The sequence below is a fragment of the Bradyrhizobium sp. Pha-3 genome (genome assembly GCF_042258615.1).
Lineage (GTDB): Bacteria > Pseudomonadota > Alphaproteobacteria > Rhizobiales > Xanthobacteraceae > Bradyrhizobium.
On sequence record NZ_CP170152.1, the window covers coordinates 5880799 to 5897918 of the forward strand.

Consider the following 17120-nt stretch of genomic DNA (forward strand, 5'->3'; position numbering starts at 1 on the left):
CAGTTTCTTCGTGGCGACAGTTCGCCACCCCGCTACAGCGCGATAACTGCTTCCCCCGCGAGCTTGATCTCGCCGTTCTGGTCCTTGGTGGTGAGCGCGAGCCTGGCCCTCTTCTCGCCGCCCTGCTCGATCAGCTCGGTCACGATGCCCTCGCAGGTCAACGCGGCGCCGAGCTGGGTGATCGCGGCAAAGCGGGTCGAGAACGAGCGGATCCGCGACGGGCTGACCGCGTCCGTCAGCGCCTGGCCGAGATAGCCCATGACCAGCATGCCGTGCGCGAACACGTCGGGAAAGCCGGCCGCCTTCGCGAAGTCGATGTCGACATGGATCGGGTTGTGATCGCCGGAAGCGCCGCAATACAGCGCGAGGCGATGGCGGGTGATCGGCGGAAATTCCTTGCGGACGATGCGGTCGCCGACCGACGGAACGCTGCTGCTCATGACGGCCTCGCATTGCGCACCACGATGGTGCGCGAGGTATCGGCGACATGGACGCCGGCCTGGTTGGTGACCGCGGTCTCGACCACGATCAGCGTCATCGCCCCGCCCTTCTTCTCGGTCACGCTGGTGACGCGCGGCCGAAACGTCAGGGTGTCGCCGACCACCACGGGTGCGTGATAGTCGAAGCGCTGCTCGCCATGCAGCACACGGGCGAGATCGATGCCGAGCGCGGTCAGGAACTCGAACGCATCAGGCGCGTCCATCATCTCCAGACAAAACAGATAGGTCGGCGGCACCGGCGCCGCGGTCCCGTCACGATAGACCAGATTGGTCTCGCCGAGCGTGTCGAGGAAGAAGCGCAGGCGCCCCGGCTCGACGCGCGCGGTCACGGGCGTAAAGCTACGCCCGACGGCGGATTGATCGACCATGGCGGCCTCAGGCGCGTTCGTAGAGCGTCACGACGCAGGCGCCGCCGAGGCCGAGATTGTGCTGCAGTCCGAGCCGCGCGCCCTCCACTTGCGTCGCCGCAGCGGTGCCGCGCAGCTGCCGCGTCAGCTCGTAGCACTGCGCAAGGCCGGTGGCGCCGAGCGGATGGCCCTTCGACAGCAAGCCGCCGGACGGGTTGGTGACGATCCTGCCGCCATAGGAGTTGTCGCCGTCATCGATGAATTTCGCGGCCTCGCCCTCTCCGCACAGGCCGAGCCCCTCATAGGTGATCAACTCGTTGTGGGCGAAGCAGTCGTGCAGCTCGACGACGTCGAGATCCTTGGGGCCGATGCCGGCGGCTTCATAGACCTTGCTCGCAGCATCGCGCGCCATGTCGTAGCCGACCACCTGCATCATGTCGTCAGCACCGAAGGTCGAGGGCGTGTCGGTCGTCATCGCCTGCGCCGCGATGCGAACGCTCTTGTTGAGGCCGTGTTGGTCGGCGAACTTCTCCGACACCAGGATCGCGGCGGCGCCGCCGCAGGTCGGCGGACAGGCCATCAGGCGCGTCATCACGCCGGGCCAGATCACCTGGTCGTTCATCACGTCGTCGGCGGTGACCTCCTTGCGGAACAGCGCCAGCGGATTGTTCTTGGCGTGGCGGCTCGCCTTGGCACGCACTTTTGCAAACGCGGAGAGCGGCGTGCCGTATTTCTTCATGTGGCTCAAACCCGCGCCGCCGAAATAGCGCAGCGCCAGCGGCACGCCGGGCGCATCGACCAGCTTGTCGGCGGCGGCGTCGAAGTCGTCGAACGCGCTGGGGCGATCGGTGAACACGGCACCCAACGCGCCGGGCTTCATCTGCTCGAAGCCGAGCGCCATCACGCAATCGGCCGCGCCCGACTCGATCGCCTGCCGCGCCAGGAACAGCGCGGTCGAACCGGTCGAGCAGTTGTTGTTGACGTTGACGATCGGGATGCCGGTCATGCCGACGGGATAGAGCGCGCGCTGCCCGCAGGTGGAGTCGCCATAGACATAGCCGACATAGGCCTGCTGCACACGGCCGTAGTCGAGCCCGGCATCGGCGAGCGCGAGCTTGGCCGCCTCGGCGCCCATCACATGATACGGCGCATTGGCGCCGGGCTTGACGAACGGGATCATGCCGACCCCGGCAACATAGGTGCGTGACGTCATCGCGGATCCTCCCGGAAATTACCCACTGGACTATTTATTACCCATGGGTAATATACGGACGACCTTCCGGAGTCAATGCGACAACAGCCACGCGATGGACGCCCGCTTCCCCCCTTCCAGCACCGAGTCGCCCTGGCTGCCGTTCGAGAGCCGGCGCCGCGCCCGCGACGAGAAGCGCGAGGCCGTGCTGCGCGCCGCCGTGCAGCTGTTCCTCGAACAGGGCTATCACCGCGCCACGCTGAACGAGGTCGCCAAGCGGCTGAACATCACCAAGCCCGCGCTCTACAATTACTTCCGCGGCAAGGACGAGATCCTGTTCGAGTGCTGGTCGATCGGCCACGAGCTGGTCGACGAATGCATTGCCGAGACCTCGGCAGGCGCCGGCAGCGGCCTGGACAAGCTGCGCAAGCTCACCATCCGCTACGCCGAGCTGATGACGACGGACTACGGCAAGAGCCTGGTCCGCTTCGATCTCCGCGATCTCAGCGAGCACAATCGCAAGACCGTGCAGACCGCGAAGCGGCGGATCGACCGCGCCTTCCGCGACTATATCGCTGCTGGCATCGCGGACGGTTCGGTGAAGCCCTGCGACCCGAAGCTCGCGGCGTTCGCCATCGCCGGTTCGCTGAACTGGATCGGCCACTGGTTTCAGCCCGGCGGTGAGCTGACCGGACACGCCGTCGCCGAAGAATTCGCGATCCGCCTGACTGAAGGGATCGCCAAAACAACAACGCGCAATGCAGCCGTTCCGGCTGCAGAGAAGGCGGGCAAACCGCCTCGCAAGGCAAACGTGGGAAACGCATCAAGGGAGGACGGGAGTGAACATCACACACGGGCTGCGGCGGGCGCTGCAGGTCAATCCAAACGGGCTCGCGGTCGTCTGCGGTGAGCGGCGGCGCAACTGGCGCCAGGTCGGTACTCGCGTCGCCCGCCTCGCCGCCGCGATCCGCTCGCTTGGCGCCGACAACGGCGACCGCGTCGCGATCCTGTCGCTGAACTCAGATCGCTATCTCGAGCTCTATCTGGCCGTCGGCTGGGCCGGCGCCGTGATCGTGCCGCTCAACATCCGCTGGTCTCCAATCGAGAACGAGGATGCGCTGCGCGACTGCCGCGCAACGATCCTGTTCGTCGACAAGGCGTTCGCGGCGGTCGGCGCAACGCTGGCGAACGCCATCCCCGACCTCAAGCTGATCTATGCCGACGAAGGCGAGACGCCCGCCGGCATGGAGAATTACGAGACGCTGATCGCGCGCAGCGAGCCTATGCCGGACGCGATGCGCACCCGCGACGACCTCGCCGGCATCTTCTACACCGGCGGTACCACCGGCCGCTCCAAGGGCGTGATGCTGAGCCACGGCAATCTGATGGCCAATGCGCTGAACGCACTCGGCGAAGGCCTTTGGCCGGGCACCTCGATCTACCTGCACGCGGCGCCGATGTTCCACCTCGCCAACGGCGCGGCGATGTATTCGGTGCTGCTGTCCGGCGGCTCCAATGTCGTGATCCAGGGCTTTACGCCCGACGGCGTCGCATCCGCCGTGCAGAAGGAGCGCATCACCGACGTGCTGCTGGTGCCGACCATGATCCAGATGTTCGTCGATCACCCGACGCTCGGCAGTTACGATCTGTCGTCATTGAAGCGGATCTCCTACGGCGCCTCCGTCATCAGCGATGCCGTGATGATGCGCGCCATGAAGGCGCTGCCGCATGTCGAGTTCACCCAGGCCTATGGCATGACCGAGCTGTCGCCGATCGCGACGCTGCTGCACTGGAAGGAGCATATCGGCGACGGCCGCGTCAAGGGTCGGCATCGCGGCGCCGGCCGCGCCACGCTTGGCGCCGAAGTCAAGATCGTCGATGCCGAGGACAAGGTCGTGCCAACAGGCACCGTCGGCGAGATCGCGGTGCGCGGCGATATGGTGATGATGGGCTATTGGGAGCGGCCGGAGGAGACCGCGCGCGCCGTGATCGACGGCTGGATGCACACCGGCGACGGCGGCTACATGGACGAGGACGGCTTCGTCTACGTCGTCGACCGCGTCAAGGACATGATCATCTCCGGCGGCGAGAACGTCTATTCGGCCGAGGTCGAGAATGCCCTCGCCCAGCATCCGGCGGTGGCGCAATGCGCCGTGATCGGCATCCCGAGCGAGCGCTGGGGCGAGCAGGTGCACGCCGTCGTGGTGATGAAGAGCGGCGCAAGCGCCACACCGGAAGAGCTGATGGAGCACTGCAAGACGCTGATCGCCGGCTACAAATGCCCGCGCAGCGTCGACATCACGGCAACTCCGCTGCCGCTCTCCGGCGCCGGCAAGATCCTGAAGCGCGAGCTGCGCAAGCCGTATTGGGAGAACCGCGAGCGGCGGGTCAGCTGACGGCGCTGGTCAGACCTAGTTCTCGTCATTCCGGGGCCTGCGAAGCATGAACTATGGCGCGCAATTGCGCGCCTGAGAATCTCGAGATTCCGGGCTCGATGCTCCGCATCGCCCCGGAATGACAGGGTCTCATGCCGCCATTCAGCCGCGAGCGTTGACATCGGAGCGCACGACCGATTGGATCAATTTGAGATTCAATCCAGCGAGTTCCAATGTCCGCACCTGATACCAACGGCGACGGCAAGCCCCGCCGCCTGATGCACCGCCGCTCCGTCGAATGTCTCGGCTATCTCCGGGACGACGGGCTGTGGGAGGTCGAGGCGCGGCTGGTCGACACCAAACCCTATGCGCGGCAGGACAAGCATCGCGGCCTGCAGCAGCCCGACGATCCCGTGCACGACATCAGGCTGCGGCTCGCGGTCGACGACAGCTTTACGATCCGCGAGACCGGCACCACGATGGCCTCGACGCCCTACCCGTCCTGCCTCGACGTCGAAGGCATCCTGCAGCGCCTGGTCGGCGAACGCATCGGCAAGGGCTGGCGCGAGGTGGTCCGCCACAAGATCGGCAAGCTCGAGACCTGCACCCATCTCGCCGAGCTGCTGGGTCCGGCGGTGACGACGCTGTTCCAGACCGCAACCTCCGGCAAGGACCCGCAGGGCCGCGGCGCGCTCGATCACCAGCGTGACGCCACCGAGCCACCGTTCTTCGTCGGCGGCTGCTATTCGTGGCGGCTGGACGGGCCGGTCGTGGCCGAGACTTTTCCGCAATTCGCGAAAAAGCCTGTCGAGGTGAAACAGGGTTCGTGAGCGATGCCACGGCCGCTGCCTGCGTGATACTCTGTAAAAAAAGATCAGGGGGTCAACGTGGAGAAATACGGCGCCGGGTCGATTGTCGTCTCCGACTATGATGCCAACTGGCCCGCATTGTTCGCGCAGGAGCGCACGCGGATCGAGCAGGCTCTCGGCGCGCTCGCATTGGCCATCGAGCATGTCGGCAGCACGGCCGTTCCAGGTCTCCCGTCGAAGCCCATCATCGACCTGCTGGTTGGCGTGCGCAGCCTCGAAGCGGCCAGGCAACGATGCATCGAGCCGCTCGCGGCACTTGGCTACATTTACATGCCGGAATATGCGTCGTGGATCCCCGGCGAGCTGTTCTTCCGCAAGGGGCCGCCGGGTCCGTGGACCCACCATCTGCATATGATGGAGCCCTCCCATCCGCGTTGGGAGGCACGGCTGGTGTTTCGCGATTACCTGCGCGCACACGGCGAGACGGCCCGCGCCTACGCCGAGATCAAGCGGGCCCTCGCCGCCTCATCAAAAGACGATATCGAAGCCTATCGGACCGGCAAGGATGCTTTCGTCGAGGAGACCACGGCCAAGGCGCGGGCATGGCGCGCAGCGACACGAGACCAATAGCAAAAGCCGACCGCGGCAAGCCTGCACGTTCGTCGCCAACGAAGAACTTCGCAATCGGCTGCTGCGCCAATCAGCCCTGCATCGCGATGGGTTGATCCGTCCTGGCAGCTCACGTAGTCGTCCGGCATGGACAAACACGCGGCCGGCCCCAAGACTGCAGCTCTTCCTGACAAGAAAGCCATTCTGCTCGGGGTCGCAGGCGGTCTCGGCGCGGCGCTTTGCTGGGCTCTCGGCTTCGTAGCGACCCGGCACGGCCTGAAGGTCGGGTTCACACCGGTGGACCTCTTGATGCATCGCTTCCTGTGGTCGGGCATCGTGTTCATCCCGCTCGTTGTACGCGCCGGCCTGAAAGACCTCTGCGGCATCGGATGGGGCCGCGGCATGGCGCTGATGATGCTGGGCGGGCCGGTGATGTCGCTGATCAGCTATGCCGGCTTCATGCTCGTGCCTCTGGGACACGGCAGCGTGATCCAGCCTTCCTGCGCGACCCTGGGCGGACTGTTTCTCGCGGTCGTCCTGCTGAAGGAACAGATCTCGCTCTCTCGGGTCGCCGGCGCCGTCGTCATCGTTGTCGGCCTCGCCGTCATCGGTATTGAGTCGATCGGCCACATGGGATCGAGCGCCGTGATGGGCGATTTGATCTTCGTCACGACCGGATTGATGTTTGCAGGCTTCGCCACATTGGTACGCTATTGGCGTGTGTCTGCGTTCTCGGTGGCGACGGTGATCAGCGTGCTGTCGCTCTCGCTGTTTCCGCTGTATGCCGCCTCGGGCGGGCTGGCGCGCGATGCGGCCATCGGCCTGCACGAGAATGCGCTGCAAGCCGTCGCCCAGGGCATCCTGGCCGGGCCGGCAGCCATGTATTTGTTCGCGCTGTCGATCCAGCGGCTCGGGGTAGCCCGCGCCGCCGTATTTCCCGCGACCGTGCCGGTGCTCACCTTGCTGCTGGGCTGGCTGCTGATCGGCGAGCCGCCGACCACGTTGCAGGCGGCCGGATTGGTCACCGTGCTGACCGGATTCTATCTTGCGCAGCGTCAGAGCTAAGAGGCTGTTTGCTCGCGCACGGCTTGCGGCGGATTGCGGAAGCCGATTGCGATCCGGTTGTAGGTGTTCATCAGGCCAATCGCGATGGTCAGGTCGACCAGCTGCTTCTCGCTGAACACCGCGCGGGCGGCCTGGTAATCCGCGTCCGGGATCGCGGTTTCTGCGACACGCGTGACGGTTTCGGCCCAGGCCAGCGCCGCGCGCTCCTCGGCGTCGAACAGAACTTCCGCCTCGCGCCAGACCTGCAACAGCGCCAGCTTCTCGATCGCAACGCCCATTTTCTGCAAGCTGCGCGTATGCATGTCGAGGCAATAGGCGCAGCCGTTGATCTGCGAGATGCGCAGGTAGACGAGCTCGATCAGCGTCGCCGGGAGGCCGCATTGCGTGAGGTAGCCATAGACGCCACCGAGCGCCTTGATGCCCGCAGGCGCGACCTTGTTGTAATCGATGCGCATGCTCACGGCTTGTGTCCCTCCTTGTCGTAGACCGTCAGCGCCTTGTCGTTGCTGTCGGCGACGAACACCGCGAGCAGCTTCGCCGGCTCGGTGGCGCTGGCATTGCGCCCGAGCACGTGATGGGCGCCGGGCGGCTCGAAGAAGCTGTCACCGGCCCGATAGGTGTGCGCGGCCTCGCCCTCAAGCTGGCTCTCGATCGCGCCCTGCAGAACGTACACGTAGAGAAATGCCGACTTGGCGTGATGGTGCGGTGCCGAGGACTCGCCCGGCGGGAAGTTGACCTCGACCGCGACCAGCGACTTGCCGGGAATGTTCGGAATCACATGTTCGAACTTCGGCGTCACCGACTCCGCTCTTGCCGGCGTCGCAAGCGCGGCGCAGGCCAGCAGCGTCGTCCATAAAATCTTCATCTCGTGCCTCCATTGCTGTCGGATAAATGCGGGCGCGCGGGCCTGAAAAGAAGCACCAAGAATGAACCGAATTGGTGTACCACGGGCCATGCCAAATCCGCTTCCCATCGCGCTTGACCGCTCGGCCAGGACGCCGCTCTCCGAGCAGATCCGCAAGGCGATCGAGGTCGCGATCGACAATGGCGTGCTGGTGCCGGGCGCCCGGTTGCCGTCCTGGCTCGACCTCGCCGCGCAACTCGGCGTCGCGCGCGGCACCGTGCGGGCGGCCTACGAAAAACTGTCGGACGCCCAGCACATCGTGTCGTCGAGGGCGAACGGCACCACCGTCGCTAGGCGGCCGATAAAGGCTGCAAAGCCCGATACGCCGATCGTTCCCGGCTCGGTCGTGGAGATGTTTCATGACCTGAGCGGTCAAGGCCACTTCCGGATGGGCGTCCCCGCGCAGGACGCTCTCCCTGCAAAGCTGCTGGCGCGAATCCGCGCCCGCGCCGTGCGGGCGGAATTGAGCGCGGTGACCCGCACGATCGATCCGCGCGGCGAGCTCGAATTGCGGCGCGAGATCGCAGCGCACCTCGCAATCGCGCGCGGACTTGAATGCTCGCCTGCGCAGATCGTCATCACCTCAGGCTTCACCGGCGGACTTGGCCTTGCGCTCCGCGTGCTCGGCCTCGAAGGCCGCCGCGCATGGATGGAAGAACCGGGATTTCCATTGACCCGAAAGGGGCTCGAGCTCGCCCGGCTGGAGCCGGTCCCGATCCCTGTCGACGGCGACGGCCTCGATGTCGACCACGGCCTCAGGCACGCATCCGACGCGGCGCTCGCGGTCGTGACGCCGGGACAGCAGGCGCCGCTCGGGCCGCCGCTGTCAGCCAAGCGCCGCGCGCAGCTGCTCGAATGGGCCGCGCGAACCGGCGCCTGGATCATCGAGGACGATTATCTCGGCGAGTTGCAGCTCGATGGCCGCGCCGCGCCCGCACTCGCCTCGCTCGATCGTGCCGGCCGCGTGATCCATCTCGGCTCCTTCAGCAAGACGATCTCGCCGACGCTTCGGCTCGGCTTCCTGGTTGCGCCGGAGCAGCTGGCGGCGCAGTTCGCCGATGTCGCGACGTGCCTTGCCCCTGCTCCGGGACCAGCCGTGCAGCTTTCCACCGCGGAGTTCATGCGCGGCGGCCACTACATCCGTCACCTCAGGCGAACCAAGCAGGCCTATAGCGAGCGCCGCGATGCGTTGACGGCAGCGCTGCGGCCGTGGAGCAACGACGTGCGGGTTGCCGGCCTCGCCGTGATGCTGACGCTGCCCGACAAGGCCGACGATGTCGCGATCGCACGGCAAGTGCTGGCGCATGGACTGGCGCCCGCGCCGCTCTCGCCCTGGTATCTCTCACCGAAGCGGGCGCAGCCCGGCTTGCTGCTCGGCATCGCAACCGTGCCCGATCGCGGCGTGCAGGCCGCCTGCAAGCGCTTGTTCGAGGCGATCCGTGCCGAAGCTCGCACTCAAGGCGCGCCGGCCGCGCGCCGCGTCAGGAAATCCGCAGCCCGGTGAGCACAAGGCTCACCGCCTTGAGCCGTTTACGCGCCTCGGCGTCATAGGCTTGGGCATGGGCGCGGGCCTCGCGCTTACCGTCGAAGAACAGCCCGCTCTTGCCCGCGACGTCGTCGTCCTGGACCAGACGCAGGATGGCGTCGCCGCCCTGCTCGACGGTCGAGATCGGCGTCGCGCCGCTGGCGCGCACCATCGTGGTGTTCATATAGGTCGCCGGATGCAGCGCGTTGACGGTCACGCCGGAGCCTTCGAGCTCCGCGGCGAGATCGATGGTGAACATGATCTGCGACAGCTTGCTCTGCGCATAGGCGCGGGCGCCGCTATAATTCTTCGTGATCATCACGTCGCCGAAATCGATCGGGTGCTGGCCGAGCGACGCGACATTGACGATGCGCGCGGGCGTGCTCGCCTTGAGTCGCGGCAGCAAGAGATGCGCGAGCAGGAAGCCGGCGAGATAGTTGACCGCGAAGCGCAGCTCGTGGCCGTCCTTGCTGGTCTGCCGCGCCGGCCCCTCGTTCTGCGAACCGATGCCGGCATTGCTGACCAACACATCGAGGCGCTCCTGTTCGTCGAGCACCAGCTGGGCGAACTCGCGGACCTCGGCGAGCGAGGACAGATCGGCCTGGTAGAACATCGGCTCGCGGCCGGAGACCCGCTTGATCTCGTCGGCGAGGGTCTGTGCCCGCTTGGTATCTCGGCCGTGGATCAGGACCCGGGCGCCGGCGGCCGCCAGCTTCATCGCAACGTAGCGGCCGACGCCATCGGTGGAACCGGTGATCAGCACGGTCTTGCCTGCCATATTCATGGACATCGCCCTTCGGTCGTTCTCCCAGCCCTGCCAGCAAAGATAAATGCGCAGCTCGGACTTTGCCATGGCATGCCGCGGCGCGATCAACCCCAAAACGGCGCCGAAATGGCCCGCCCACGACCCTCGTCCACGGCCCCAAGTGTACACTCTGTCGCGCGGCCTGCGGTCGCGCGACGCCGCGCCGCGCATCAACGTGAATGCATTCTGATATCGTCGGGATGAACGACACGGCCAGGATCGGCAAGAGCCGGCAAGAATCGGAATGTCCTCGACCATTCCAGACAGGGTCTCGCGGAAGGCTCCCTCACCGGAGCCGTTCGGCATGCTGCTGTTATTCGCAGTGCTGACCGCGCTGCCGATCATCCTGACCGTTCGTCTGGTTGAGCCCGCACTTGCGCTGCCCGCGCTCAGCCTGGTGTTGTTCGCAGAGGCAGCCATTGCCGCGCTTGCGGCGCGCGTGATCCACATGCGTGCAAGCGCGGCGAACCTCACGCTGTGGGATTTTGCCGGGGCATTCACCTTCATGGGGTGTGCGGCGGCGATTCTCGGCGAGCCGGATCAGGCGGCGCTGTTCTTCGAGGAACAGGCCGCGCTTCGTCCGGCATCACGACCGTAATCCCAGGCCGGGCCCCTCTGGCAGCCACAAGCTGCGATGTCGGACTGGAACTCAGTTGGAGTGGCCCTGCTTCGACCCGCGATGCTGACCGGCATCGCGGTGGATTCGTCGTCTGCACGACGACGTCGTCGAAACGGTCCACTCCCCGACCTCAAGGGGAGCATTGCCCATGTCCGAACTGTTTTCACTCGACGCCCTCAGCGCGCTGCTGCAGGTCGTCGTCATCGACCTCGTGCTGGCAGGCGACAACGCCGTCGTGATCGGCCTTGCCGCGGCCGGTCTGCCGGCGAAGCAACGCGGCAAGGCGATCCTGATCGGCATCGGCGCCGCGACGCTGCTGCGCATCCTGTTCGCCCTGCTCACCACGCAATTGATGCAGATGGTCGGCCTGCTGCTGGCCGGCGGCATCCTGCTGCTCTGGGTGTGCTGGAAGATGTGGCGGGAACTGCGCGCCACCGCGCATGAGACGACGGCCGAACATGCCGCCGATGGCACGGAGGGACAGCGCAAGACGCTGTGGCAGGCCACGACCCAGATCATCGTCGCCGACGTCTCGATGTCGCTCGACAACGTGCTGGCGGTTGCCGGCGCGGCGCGCGAGCAGCCGATCGTGCTGGTGTTCGGCCTCGCGCTCTCGATCGCGATGATGGGCGCGGCCGCGACCTTCATCGCAAAGCTGCTGCAGAACCACCGCTGGATCGCCTATGTCGGCCTCGCCGTGATCCTGTATGTCGCCGTCGACATGACCATTCGCGGCGCATCCGAGATCGCCAAGGTCGCACCGGCGTGATGCTGAAAGCAAAACGGCAGGCCTGATGGCCCGCCGTCAGCTAGTTCATATTGATTTTCGGAATATTCGTTTGTGTCAGTCGAACCATGGAAGGAAGGCCATAGAGTTCGGAGATCGTCTGCTGGTTCTTCTGGTATAGCACTAGGACCTTGTCGTCGGCGATCTGCTGGACGGAGTAGAGTTGCTCAATCCCCTCGATCAGCTTCCTGTATGCGGTGCCGTCGACCGCGCTCGCCGCCAGGGCGACCGCATCCTTGTCGGTTAATCGGTTGTCACCGTTCGAATCTTTCTCCACGACGACATAGAATATTCCCACGGCGGCGCGTGCATCATCCGGCGCACTCTTCGCCTTGTTAAACAACACCTGGCTGTCGATGATCAGCTGGTTCGTGCGCTCGAACAGCCATCGGTTCTCATTAGTGACGGTGTTCAGGAACAGATAATTGACGATGTTTTGGTCACTGCGCTTTGAATAGTACGACGCGGCATAAGCCTGCCCGCGGTAAAGCGGAACCCGGACGTAGGGTGCCGCCGCGATGGTGGTGGGGCTCCCCAACGCGAACACGTCCGAGGCCTTGTCCTTCTCGTCGATATTGACGACGTTGGTGACCCGACGGACCCCCGTCTCCTGTCTGAAGATAGCCAGCCCAACGTAAGCGCCCAGCACGATGCAGACGATCGTGGCTCCCGCTATCGCCAGCGCATTGAACCGCCAGACAAATCTGAAGAAGCTACTCTCGCTGGATTCCACGACTTAATCCACCTGATCAGTCTGCCGAGAGGAATGCGCCTCAGTGGATCTCCGCCGAGCGCTTCAGCGCATCCTTCAGCTTCTCGAGCGTAAAGTCCTTGCTGCGCGCGATATCCAGGATCGGGGTCTCGCGGCGGCCGCAGAGTTCGGCGGCCTCCGGCAGCTTGGCCGCGATCTCATACGGGATCACGATCGCGCCGTGGCTGTCGGCGTGGATCAGGTCGTCGGACCGCACCGTCATGCCGGCGACGCGGACCTCGCCGCCAAAGCTTTCGGCATGGACCCAGGCATGCGACGGGCCGATCGAGCCGGCCAGCGCCTGGAAGCCCGGCGCCCATTGCGGGATGTCGCGGATCGAGCCGTCGGTGATGACGCCGAGGCAACCGAGCGCCTTGTGCACGGCGCTCTGCACCTCGCCCCAGAATGCGCCGTAGCCGACGTCGGGACCATCGATGTCCTGGATCACGGAAATGCGCGGACCGAAGCCGGTGCCGACATATTCGTAATATTCGATGCGGCGCTTCGACTGCTCCTCGGCCGACAGGCCGGACTTCAGCACCGAGCGGATTGCGACCGTGCGGGCATAGCCGACGATCGGCGGCAAGGTCGGGAACGGGCAGACCAGCGGCTTCACGGTGTAGCCGATCAGGCGGCGCTCCGGCGCGACGATCTCCATCGCGTTGCAGATCGTCGGCGTGTCATAGCGCGCCAAGGCTTCAAGGACGGAAGCAGGCAGCGGGGCGGAAGCGGATGTCACGGCGTTTCTCTCCTGATTTTTGGCGTTCGCTGGGCCGCCTCAGGCTATAGCCGAGATCGCAGGCGAACCCAACCGAGCCACGCTCATGGCTGATATTTGCTGGGACGAAACAACTGCACCACCGTCACCCTGAGGAGGCCGCGCAAGCGGCCGTCTCGAAGGGTCGACGGCCCGGCTGGTGGCCGTGCATCCTTCGAGGCTCGCTTCGCTCGCACCTCAGGATGACGGGTTGGGCGAGTAAGAGGTCTCAGTGCAAATGCGTGGGACGATCGTCGTTGTCAGCATCCGCGACCGGCGCCGTGTAGGGCGTGGCGGCTTGCGCCGCCATCGGCGCGCCTGCACCTTGCGTCTGCACTGCAAGGGCGCGTTCCTGGTCGCGGTAGGACTTCCAGCCCCAGGGCAGGCTGATCAAATAGGCGACCGAGCCCGCCGACAGGATGTGCCAGGGATAGCCGATCAGCAGCGCCACGAAGAACACCACCGAGACGAACACCGGCAGCACCATCTCCGGCGGCACGCGCATCTTCACGGTCTTGCCAGAGAACACCGGCAGCCGCGACACCATCAGGAAGGCGATCAGGAGCGTATAGAACGCCGTCAACGTCGCCGGCGGCATCGGCACGCCGAGGAAGGCGAGATAGATCGGCAGCAGCACCGTGATCGCGCCGGCCGGTGCCGGCACGCCGGTAAAGTAATTCGCGGCGAAGGCCGGCTTGTTCGGGTCGTCGATCGAGGCGTTGAAGCGCGCCAGGCGCAGGCCGCCGGAGATCGCGAACACCATCGCGGCGATCCAGCCGCCATTGTTCAATTCATGCAGCTGCCAGAAATACAGGATCAGGCCCGGCGCGACCCCGAAATTGACGAAGTCGGCGAGGCTGTCGAGCTCGGCGCCGAATTTCGACTGGCCTTTGATCATGCGGGCGACGCGGCCGTCGATACCGTCGAGGATCGCGGCGAACACGATGGCGGCGACCGCAAGCTCCATCCGCCCTTCCGTCGACAGCCGGATTGCGGTCAGGCCGGCGCAGATCGCCAGCAGCGTGATCATGTTCGGCACGAGCATCCGCACCGGGATCGGGCGGAACCGGCGGCGGCGCAACTCGCTGGAATTGGGATCAAAGGGCATCATGGTTTGCAATATAGCAAGCGCTGCCCCGCTCCGCCATTGCCGCGGGAACCGGCTGGTTAAGGCGTTTCCCGACGAAATCGATACCGGTTCGCGTTAAGAAAACGCGTCAAAACAGCAAACCAGAGCTCCCGATCCGATTCCGAGCGGAACGGGAGCTCCAGGCTGGCGAAACAGAGTTAATCGGCGCGGTAGGTGCGGCCCGGGTCGGCGTTGCGGAAATCCGCCAGAATCGTCTCGCCGGCGACCGCCGTCTGGCCTTCCGAGACCAGCGCCTTGGTGCCCTCGGGCAAGTAGACGTCGAGCCGCGAGCCGAAGCGGATCAGGCCGAAGCGCTCGCCGGCGCCGATCGATTGCCCTTCCTTGACGAAGCAGACGATGCGGCGCGCCACGAGACCGGCGATCTGGACCACGCCGATGCGTCCATTGGCGCTCGAGATCACCAGCGAGTTGCGCTCATTGTCCTCGCTCGCCTTGTCGAGCTCGGCATTGATGAAGGCGCCAGGCCGGTAGGCGATGCGGTCGATGCGGCCGGCCACCGGGCTGCGGTTCACGTGGCAGTTGAACACGCTCATGAACACCGAGACGCGCGGCAGCGGCTTGTCGCCGAGACCAAGCTCGGCCGGCGGCAGCGCCTGCACCACCATGGAGACGCGGCCATCGGCCGGCGACACCACGATGCCGTCGCGCAGCGGCGTCACGCGTACGGGATCGCGGAAGAACAGCGCGCACCAGACCGTGAGCAGCGTCCCGATCCAGCCCAGCGGGGTCCAGATCCAGAACAGGATCAGGCTCGCCAGAGCGAAGCCGCCGATGAAGGGATAGCCCTCGGGGTGGATCGGCGGGATCTGCGCGCGGATGGAATTGGCGATCGACATCAGAGCTCGCTTGCGTTTCCCCGCCCCGTTTGGCGGGAGAGGCCCTAAATCGACTATTCCGCGGCGGTCGGCAAGGGTTTCTCGCCCGCAACCGGGGAGGAATCCTCTGGCGAATCGGTGGCCACGGGCGGCAAGCGATTCGGCGCGCTGCCGTCATCATCGACCTGGGCGAGCCGTTCGCGGGCCTCCTCCGCCTCGCGCTGCCGGTTCCACATGCTGGCGTAGAGGCCGCCCGAGGCCAAAAGCCGCGCATGCGTGCCGCGTTCAGCGATCCGGCCCTGGTCCAGCACGATGATCTCGTCGGCACCGACGATGGTCGACAGCCGGTGCGCGATCACCAGCGAGGTGCGGTTGCGCGAGACCCGCTCCAGCGCGCCCTGGATCTCGTGCTCGGTGTGACTGTCGAGCGCGGAGGTCGCCTCGTCCAGCACCAGGATCGGCGGCGCCTTCAGCACCGTGCGCGCGATCGCGACGCGCTGCTTCTCGCCGCCGGAGAGTTTCAGGCCGCGCTCGCCGACCTGGGTCTCGTAGCCCTGCGGCGACATCCGGATGAAGCCGTCGATCTGCGCCAGCCGCGCCGCCTCCTCCACCTCATCGTCGCCGGCATCCCAGCGGCCATAGCGGATGTTGTAGCGGATGGTGTCGTTGAACAGCACGGTGTCCTGCGGCACCATGCCGATCGCCGACCGCAGCGAGGTCTGCGTTACGGTCTTGATGTCCTGGCCGTCGATCAGGATGCGGCCGGAGGAGACGTCGTAGAGCCGGAACAACAGCCGCGAGATCGTCGATTTACCGGCGCCGGAGGGACCGACGATCGCGACCGTCTTGCCGGCCGGCACCTCGAAGCTCAGGCCTTTCAGTATCTGCCGGTCGGGCTCGTAGGCGAAGCGGACGTCCTCGAAGCGCACGCTGCCGGACGACACCACGAGCGGCTTGGCGCCTGGAACATCCCTCACCTCGGGATCGCGCGCCAGCACGTCGAACATCTTCTCGATGTCGATGATCGCCTGCTTGATCTCGCGATACACCATGCCCATGAAATTCAGCGGCTGGTACAGCTGGATCATCATCGAGTTGATCAGCACGAAATCGCCGACGGTGTGGGTGCCGTTGCGGATGCCGAACGCGCACATCAGCATGGTCGCGGTCAGGCCGGCGGTGAAGATGATCGCCTGTCCGGTGTTGAGCACCGCGAGCGAGGTATAGGTCTTCACGCTGGCCTGCTCGTAGCGTTCCATCGAGCGGTCGTAGCGCCTGGCCTCGCGCTCCTCGGCGCCGAAATATTTCACCGTCTCGTAGTTGAGCAGCGAGTCGATCGCCTTGGTGTTCGCCTCGGTGTCGGAATCGTTCATCTTGCGGCGGATCTCGATCCGCCACTCGGTCGCGATGTAGGTGTAGTACATGAACACGACGACCGTGATCAGCACCGCGAGCACGTAGCGCCAGTCGAACTGCCAGAGCAGCACCCCTGCCAGCAGCGTGACCTCGACGATGGTCGGGATCAGCTGCAGGATCACCATCCGCACGATGGTCTCGATGCCGGAGCGGCCGCGCTCCAGCACGCGGGTCAGGCCGCCGGTCTTGCGTTCGAGATGGAAGCGCAGCGACAGCTCGTGCATGTGCACGAAGGTGATGTAGGCGAGCCGCCGCACCGCGTGCATCGCGACCCGGGCGAAGATGCCGTCGCGCCACTGCGTCAGCACCGCCATGATGATGCGCACCGCGCCGTAGCTGATGGTCATCAGCACCGGCGAGGCGATCAGCCAGACCATCCAGTTCGAGGCCGCGACCGGCGCCGATCCCGTGCCGTTCAGCGCGTCGATCGCCCATTTGAAGGTGAACGGCACCGACAGCGTCGCGAGCTTGGCGAACAGCAGCAGCACCACCGACCAGATGACGCGCATCTTCAGATCGGCGCGATCGCCGGGCCAGATGTAGGGCCAGAGATGAACGAGGGTGCCGAGCAGCGTCCCCTTCTCGGCGGCGGGCGTCGTGGCCGTGGGCTGGTCGGCCGCGGTCACAGTCTGTTGCGGCGGCACCATCAGGAGCCCGCTCGCGACGTCATGGCGCGGCGGTCCGCGGCCACATC

General features: G+C 65.7%; 19 protein-coding genes. 8 read left to right on the forward strand and 11 right to left on the reverse strand.

Going from position 1 to position 17120, the window contains the following annotated elements; genetic code table 11:
* Positions 1-32 precede the first annotated feature (32 nt).
* The 3 genes from ACE10Z_RS28040 to ACE10Z_RS28050 are packed head-to-tail and all read right to left on the reverse strand — an operon-like array spanning position 33 to position 2060.
* Positions 33-440 carry a MaoC family dehydratase gene (locus ACE10Z_RS28040; protein ID WP_375783644.1) on the reverse strand — a complete coding sequence of 136 codons (408 nt, stop codon included), beginning with the start codon at positions 438-440 and terminating at the stop codon, positions 33-35.
* The gene (locus ACE10Z_RS28045; RefSeq protein WP_375783645.1) at positions 437-868 is read right to left on the reverse strand and encodes a MaoC family dehydratase N-terminal domain-containing protein; all 432 of its coding nucleotides are present in this window, start codon (positions 866-868) and stop codon (positions 437-439) included. Before ACE10Z_RS28045 ends, ACE10Z_RS28040 begins: the two co-directional genes overlap by 4 nt.
* Before the next feature lie 7 nt (positions 869-875).
* A complete protein-coding gene (locus tag ACE10Z_RS28050; protein ID WP_375783646.1) occupies positions 876-2060 on the reverse strand; it encodes a lipid-transfer protein in 1185 nt (394 codons plus the stop codon).
* On the opposite strand from ACE10Z_RS28050, the gene ACE10Z_RS28055 reads away from it, so the two are divergent.
* The 5 genes from ACE10Z_RS28055 (at position 2047) to ACE10Z_RS28075 (ending at position 6897) form a co-directional block, all read left to right on the forward strand.
* Entirely contained in the window at positions 2047-2949 is a 903-nt protein-coding gene (locus ACE10Z_RS28055) for a TetR/AcrR family transcriptional regulator (protein ID WP_375783647.1), read from the forward strand. The genes ACE10Z_RS28050 and ACE10Z_RS28055 overlap by 14 nt on opposite strands.
* On the forward strand, positions 2879-4435 hold the full coding sequence (locus ACE10Z_RS28060) for a long-chain fatty acid--CoA ligase (RefSeq protein WP_375783648.1): 1557 nt from the start codon (positions 2879-2881) through the stop codon (positions 4433-4435). Before ACE10Z_RS28055 ends, ACE10Z_RS28060 begins: the two co-directional genes overlap by 71 nt.
* A gap of 212 nt (positions 4436-4647) precedes the next feature.
* Positions 4648-5244, forward strand: a complete 597-nt coding sequence (locus ACE10Z_RS28065) for a DUF2889 domain-containing protein (RefSeq protein ID WP_375783649.1) — start codon at positions 4648-4650, stop codon at positions 5242-5244.
* A gap of 57 nt (positions 5245-5301) precedes the next feature.
* Positions 5302-5853 carry a GrpB family protein gene (locus ACE10Z_RS28070; protein WP_375783650.1) on the forward strand — a complete coding sequence of 184 codons (552 nt, stop codon included), beginning with the start codon at positions 5302-5304 and terminating at the stop codon, positions 5851-5853.
* Positions 5854-5979: 126 nt separating this feature from the next.
* Positions 5980-6897: a DMT family transporter gene (locus tag ACE10Z_RS28075; RefSeq protein ID WP_375783651.1), complete on the forward strand. Its 918-nt coding sequence runs from the start codon at positions 5980-5982 to the stop codon at positions 6895-6897.
* Here the strand turns inward: ACE10Z_RS28075 and ACE10Z_RS28080 are convergent.
* Together ACE10Z_RS28080 and ACE10Z_RS28085 are read right to left on the reverse strand one after the other, a co-directional pair.
* On the reverse strand, positions 6894-7358 hold the full coding sequence (locus ACE10Z_RS28080; protein WP_375783652.1) for a carboxymuconolactone decarboxylase family protein: 465 nt from the start codon (positions 7356-7358) through the stop codon (positions 6894-6896). The genes ACE10Z_RS28075 and ACE10Z_RS28080 overlap by 4 nt on opposite strands.
* Complete coding sequence (locus ACE10Z_RS28085) at positions 7355-7762, reverse strand: cupin domain-containing protein (protein WP_375783653.1); 408 nt, start codon at positions 7760-7762, stop codon at positions 7355-7357. Before ACE10Z_RS28085 ends, ACE10Z_RS28080 begins: the two co-directional genes overlap by 4 nt.
* An 88-nt stretch (positions 7763-7850) precedes the next feature.
* Between ACE10Z_RS28085 and ACE10Z_RS28090 the strand changes: the two genes are divergently transcribed.
* On the forward strand, positions 7851-9305 hold the full coding sequence (locus tag ACE10Z_RS28090) for a PLP-dependent aminotransferase family protein (RefSeq protein ID WP_375783654.1): 1455 nt from the start codon (positions 7851-7853) through the stop codon (positions 9303-9305).
* Here the strand turns inward: ACE10Z_RS28090 and ACE10Z_RS28095 are convergent.
* Positions 9283-10110: an SDR family NAD(P)-dependent oxidoreductase gene (locus ACE10Z_RS28095; RefSeq protein WP_375783655.1), complete on the reverse strand. Its 828-nt coding sequence runs from the start codon at positions 10108-10110 to the stop codon at positions 9283-9285. The two genes, ACE10Z_RS28090 and ACE10Z_RS28095, sit on opposite strands and share 23 nt — an antisense overlap.
* 325 nt (positions 10111-10435) lie before the next feature.
* Between ACE10Z_RS28095 and ACE10Z_RS28100 the strand changes: the two genes are divergently transcribed.
* Positions 10436-10729 carry a hypothetical protein gene (locus tag ACE10Z_RS28100; RefSeq protein WP_375783656.1) on the forward strand — a complete coding sequence of 98 codons (294 nt, stop codon included), beginning with the start codon at positions 10436-10438 and terminating at the stop codon, positions 10727-10729.
* Positions 10730-10898: 169 nt separating this feature from the next.
* Complete coding sequence (locus ACE10Z_RS28105; RefSeq protein WP_375783657.1) at positions 10899-11519, forward strand: TerC family protein; 621 nt, start codon at positions 10899-10901, stop codon at positions 11517-11519.
* A 40-nt stretch (positions 11520-11559) separates the two neighbouring features.
* On the opposite strand, the gene ACE10Z_RS28110 is transcribed toward ACE10Z_RS28105, so the two are convergent.
* The 5 genes from ACE10Z_RS28110 to ACE10Z_RS28130 all read right to left on the reverse strand — a co-directional run bounded on the left by ACE10Z_RS28110 (position 11560) and on the right by ACE10Z_RS28130 (position 17073).
* Positions 11560-12270, reverse strand: coding sequence for a hypothetical protein (locus ACE10Z_RS28110; RefSeq protein ID WP_375783658.1), 711 nt, complete (start codon positions 12268-12270; stop codon positions 11560-11562).
* Positions 12271-12310: 40 nt separating this feature from the next.
* Positions 12311-12946, reverse strand: a complete 636-nt coding sequence (locus tag ACE10Z_RS28115; RefSeq protein WP_375789940.1) for an RraA family protein — start codon at positions 12944-12946, stop codon at positions 12311-12313.
* Between the two features lie 328 nt (positions 12947-13274).
* Complete coding sequence (pssA, locus tag ACE10Z_RS28120; protein WP_375783659.1) at positions 13275-14153, reverse strand: CDP-diacylglycerol--serine O-phosphatidyltransferase; 879 nt, start codon at positions 14151-14153, stop codon at positions 13275-13277.
* Positions 14154-14332: 179 nt separating this feature from the next.
* On the reverse strand, positions 14333-15031 hold the full coding sequence (locus tag ACE10Z_RS28125; RefSeq protein WP_050404685.1) for a phosphatidylserine decarboxylase: 699 nt from the start codon (positions 15029-15031) through the stop codon (positions 14333-14335).
* A 53-nt stretch (positions 15032-15084) separates the two neighbouring features.
* Positions 15085-17073, reverse strand: a complete 1989-nt coding sequence (locus ACE10Z_RS28130) for an ABCB family ABC transporter ATP-binding protein/permease (protein ID WP_375783660.1) — start codon at positions 17071-17073, stop codon at positions 15085-15087.
* Between the last annotated feature and the right edge of the window lie 47 nt (positions 17074-17120).

Excerpts from the sequence above, each read along its gene's own strand:
- pssA (WP_375783659.1), bottom strand. The coding sequence starts at position 14,153 with ATGCCCTTTGATCCCAATTCCAGCGAGTTGCGCCGCCGCCGGTTCCGC.
- ACE10Z_RS28045 (WP_375783645.1), bottom strand. The coding sequence starts at position 868 with ATGGTCGATCAATCCGCCGTCGGGCGTAGCTTTACGCCCGTGACCGCG.
- ACE10Z_RS28125 (WP_050404685.1), bottom strand. The coding sequence starts at position 15,031 with ATGTCGATCGCCAATTCCATCCGCGCGCAGATCCCGCCGATCCACCCC.
- ACE10Z_RS28050 (WP_375783646.1), bottom strand. The coding sequence starts at position 2,060 with ATGACGTCACGCACCTATGTTGCCGGGGTCGGCATGATCCCGTTCGTC.
- ACE10Z_RS28095 (WP_375783655.1), bottom strand. The coding sequence starts at position 10,110 with ATGAATATGGCAGGCAAGACCGTGCTGATCACCGGTTCCACCGATGGC.
- ACE10Z_RS28090 (WP_375783654.1), top strand. The coding sequence starts at position 7,851 with ATGCCAAATCCGCTTCCCATCGCGCTTGACCGCTCGGCCAGGACGCCG.
- ACE10Z_RS28100 (WP_375783656.1), top strand. The coding sequence starts at position 10,436 with ATGCTGCTGTTATTCGCAGTGCTGACCGCGCTGCCGATCATCCTGACC.
- ACE10Z_RS28105 (WP_375783657.1), top strand. The coding sequence starts at position 10,899 with ATGTCCGAACTGTTTTCACTCGACGCCCTCAGCGCGCTGCTGCAGGTC.
- ACE10Z_RS28085 (WP_375783653.1), bottom strand. The coding sequence starts at position 7,762 with ATGAAGATTTTATGGACGACGCTGCTGGCCTGCGCCGCGCTTGCGACG.
- ACE10Z_RS28115 (WP_375789940.1), bottom strand. The coding sequence starts at position 12,946 with ATGGAGATCGTCGCGCCGGAGCGCCGCCTGATCGGCTACACCGTGAAG.
- ACE10Z_RS28065 (WP_375783649.1), top strand. The coding sequence starts at position 4,648 with ATGTCCGCACCTGATACCAACGGCGACGGCAAGCCCCGCCGCCTGATG.
- ACE10Z_RS28075 (WP_375783651.1), top strand. The coding sequence starts at position 5,980 with ATGGACAAACACGCGGCCGGCCCCAAGACTGCAGCTCTTCCTGACAAG.
- ACE10Z_RS28130 (WP_375783660.1), bottom strand. The coding sequence starts at position 17,073 with ATGGTGCCGCCGCAACAGACTGTGACCGCGGCCGACCAGCCCACGGCC.
- ACE10Z_RS28040 (WP_375783644.1), bottom strand. The coding sequence starts at position 440 with ATGAGCAGCAGCGTTCCGTCGGTCGGCGACCGCATCGTCCGCAAGGAA.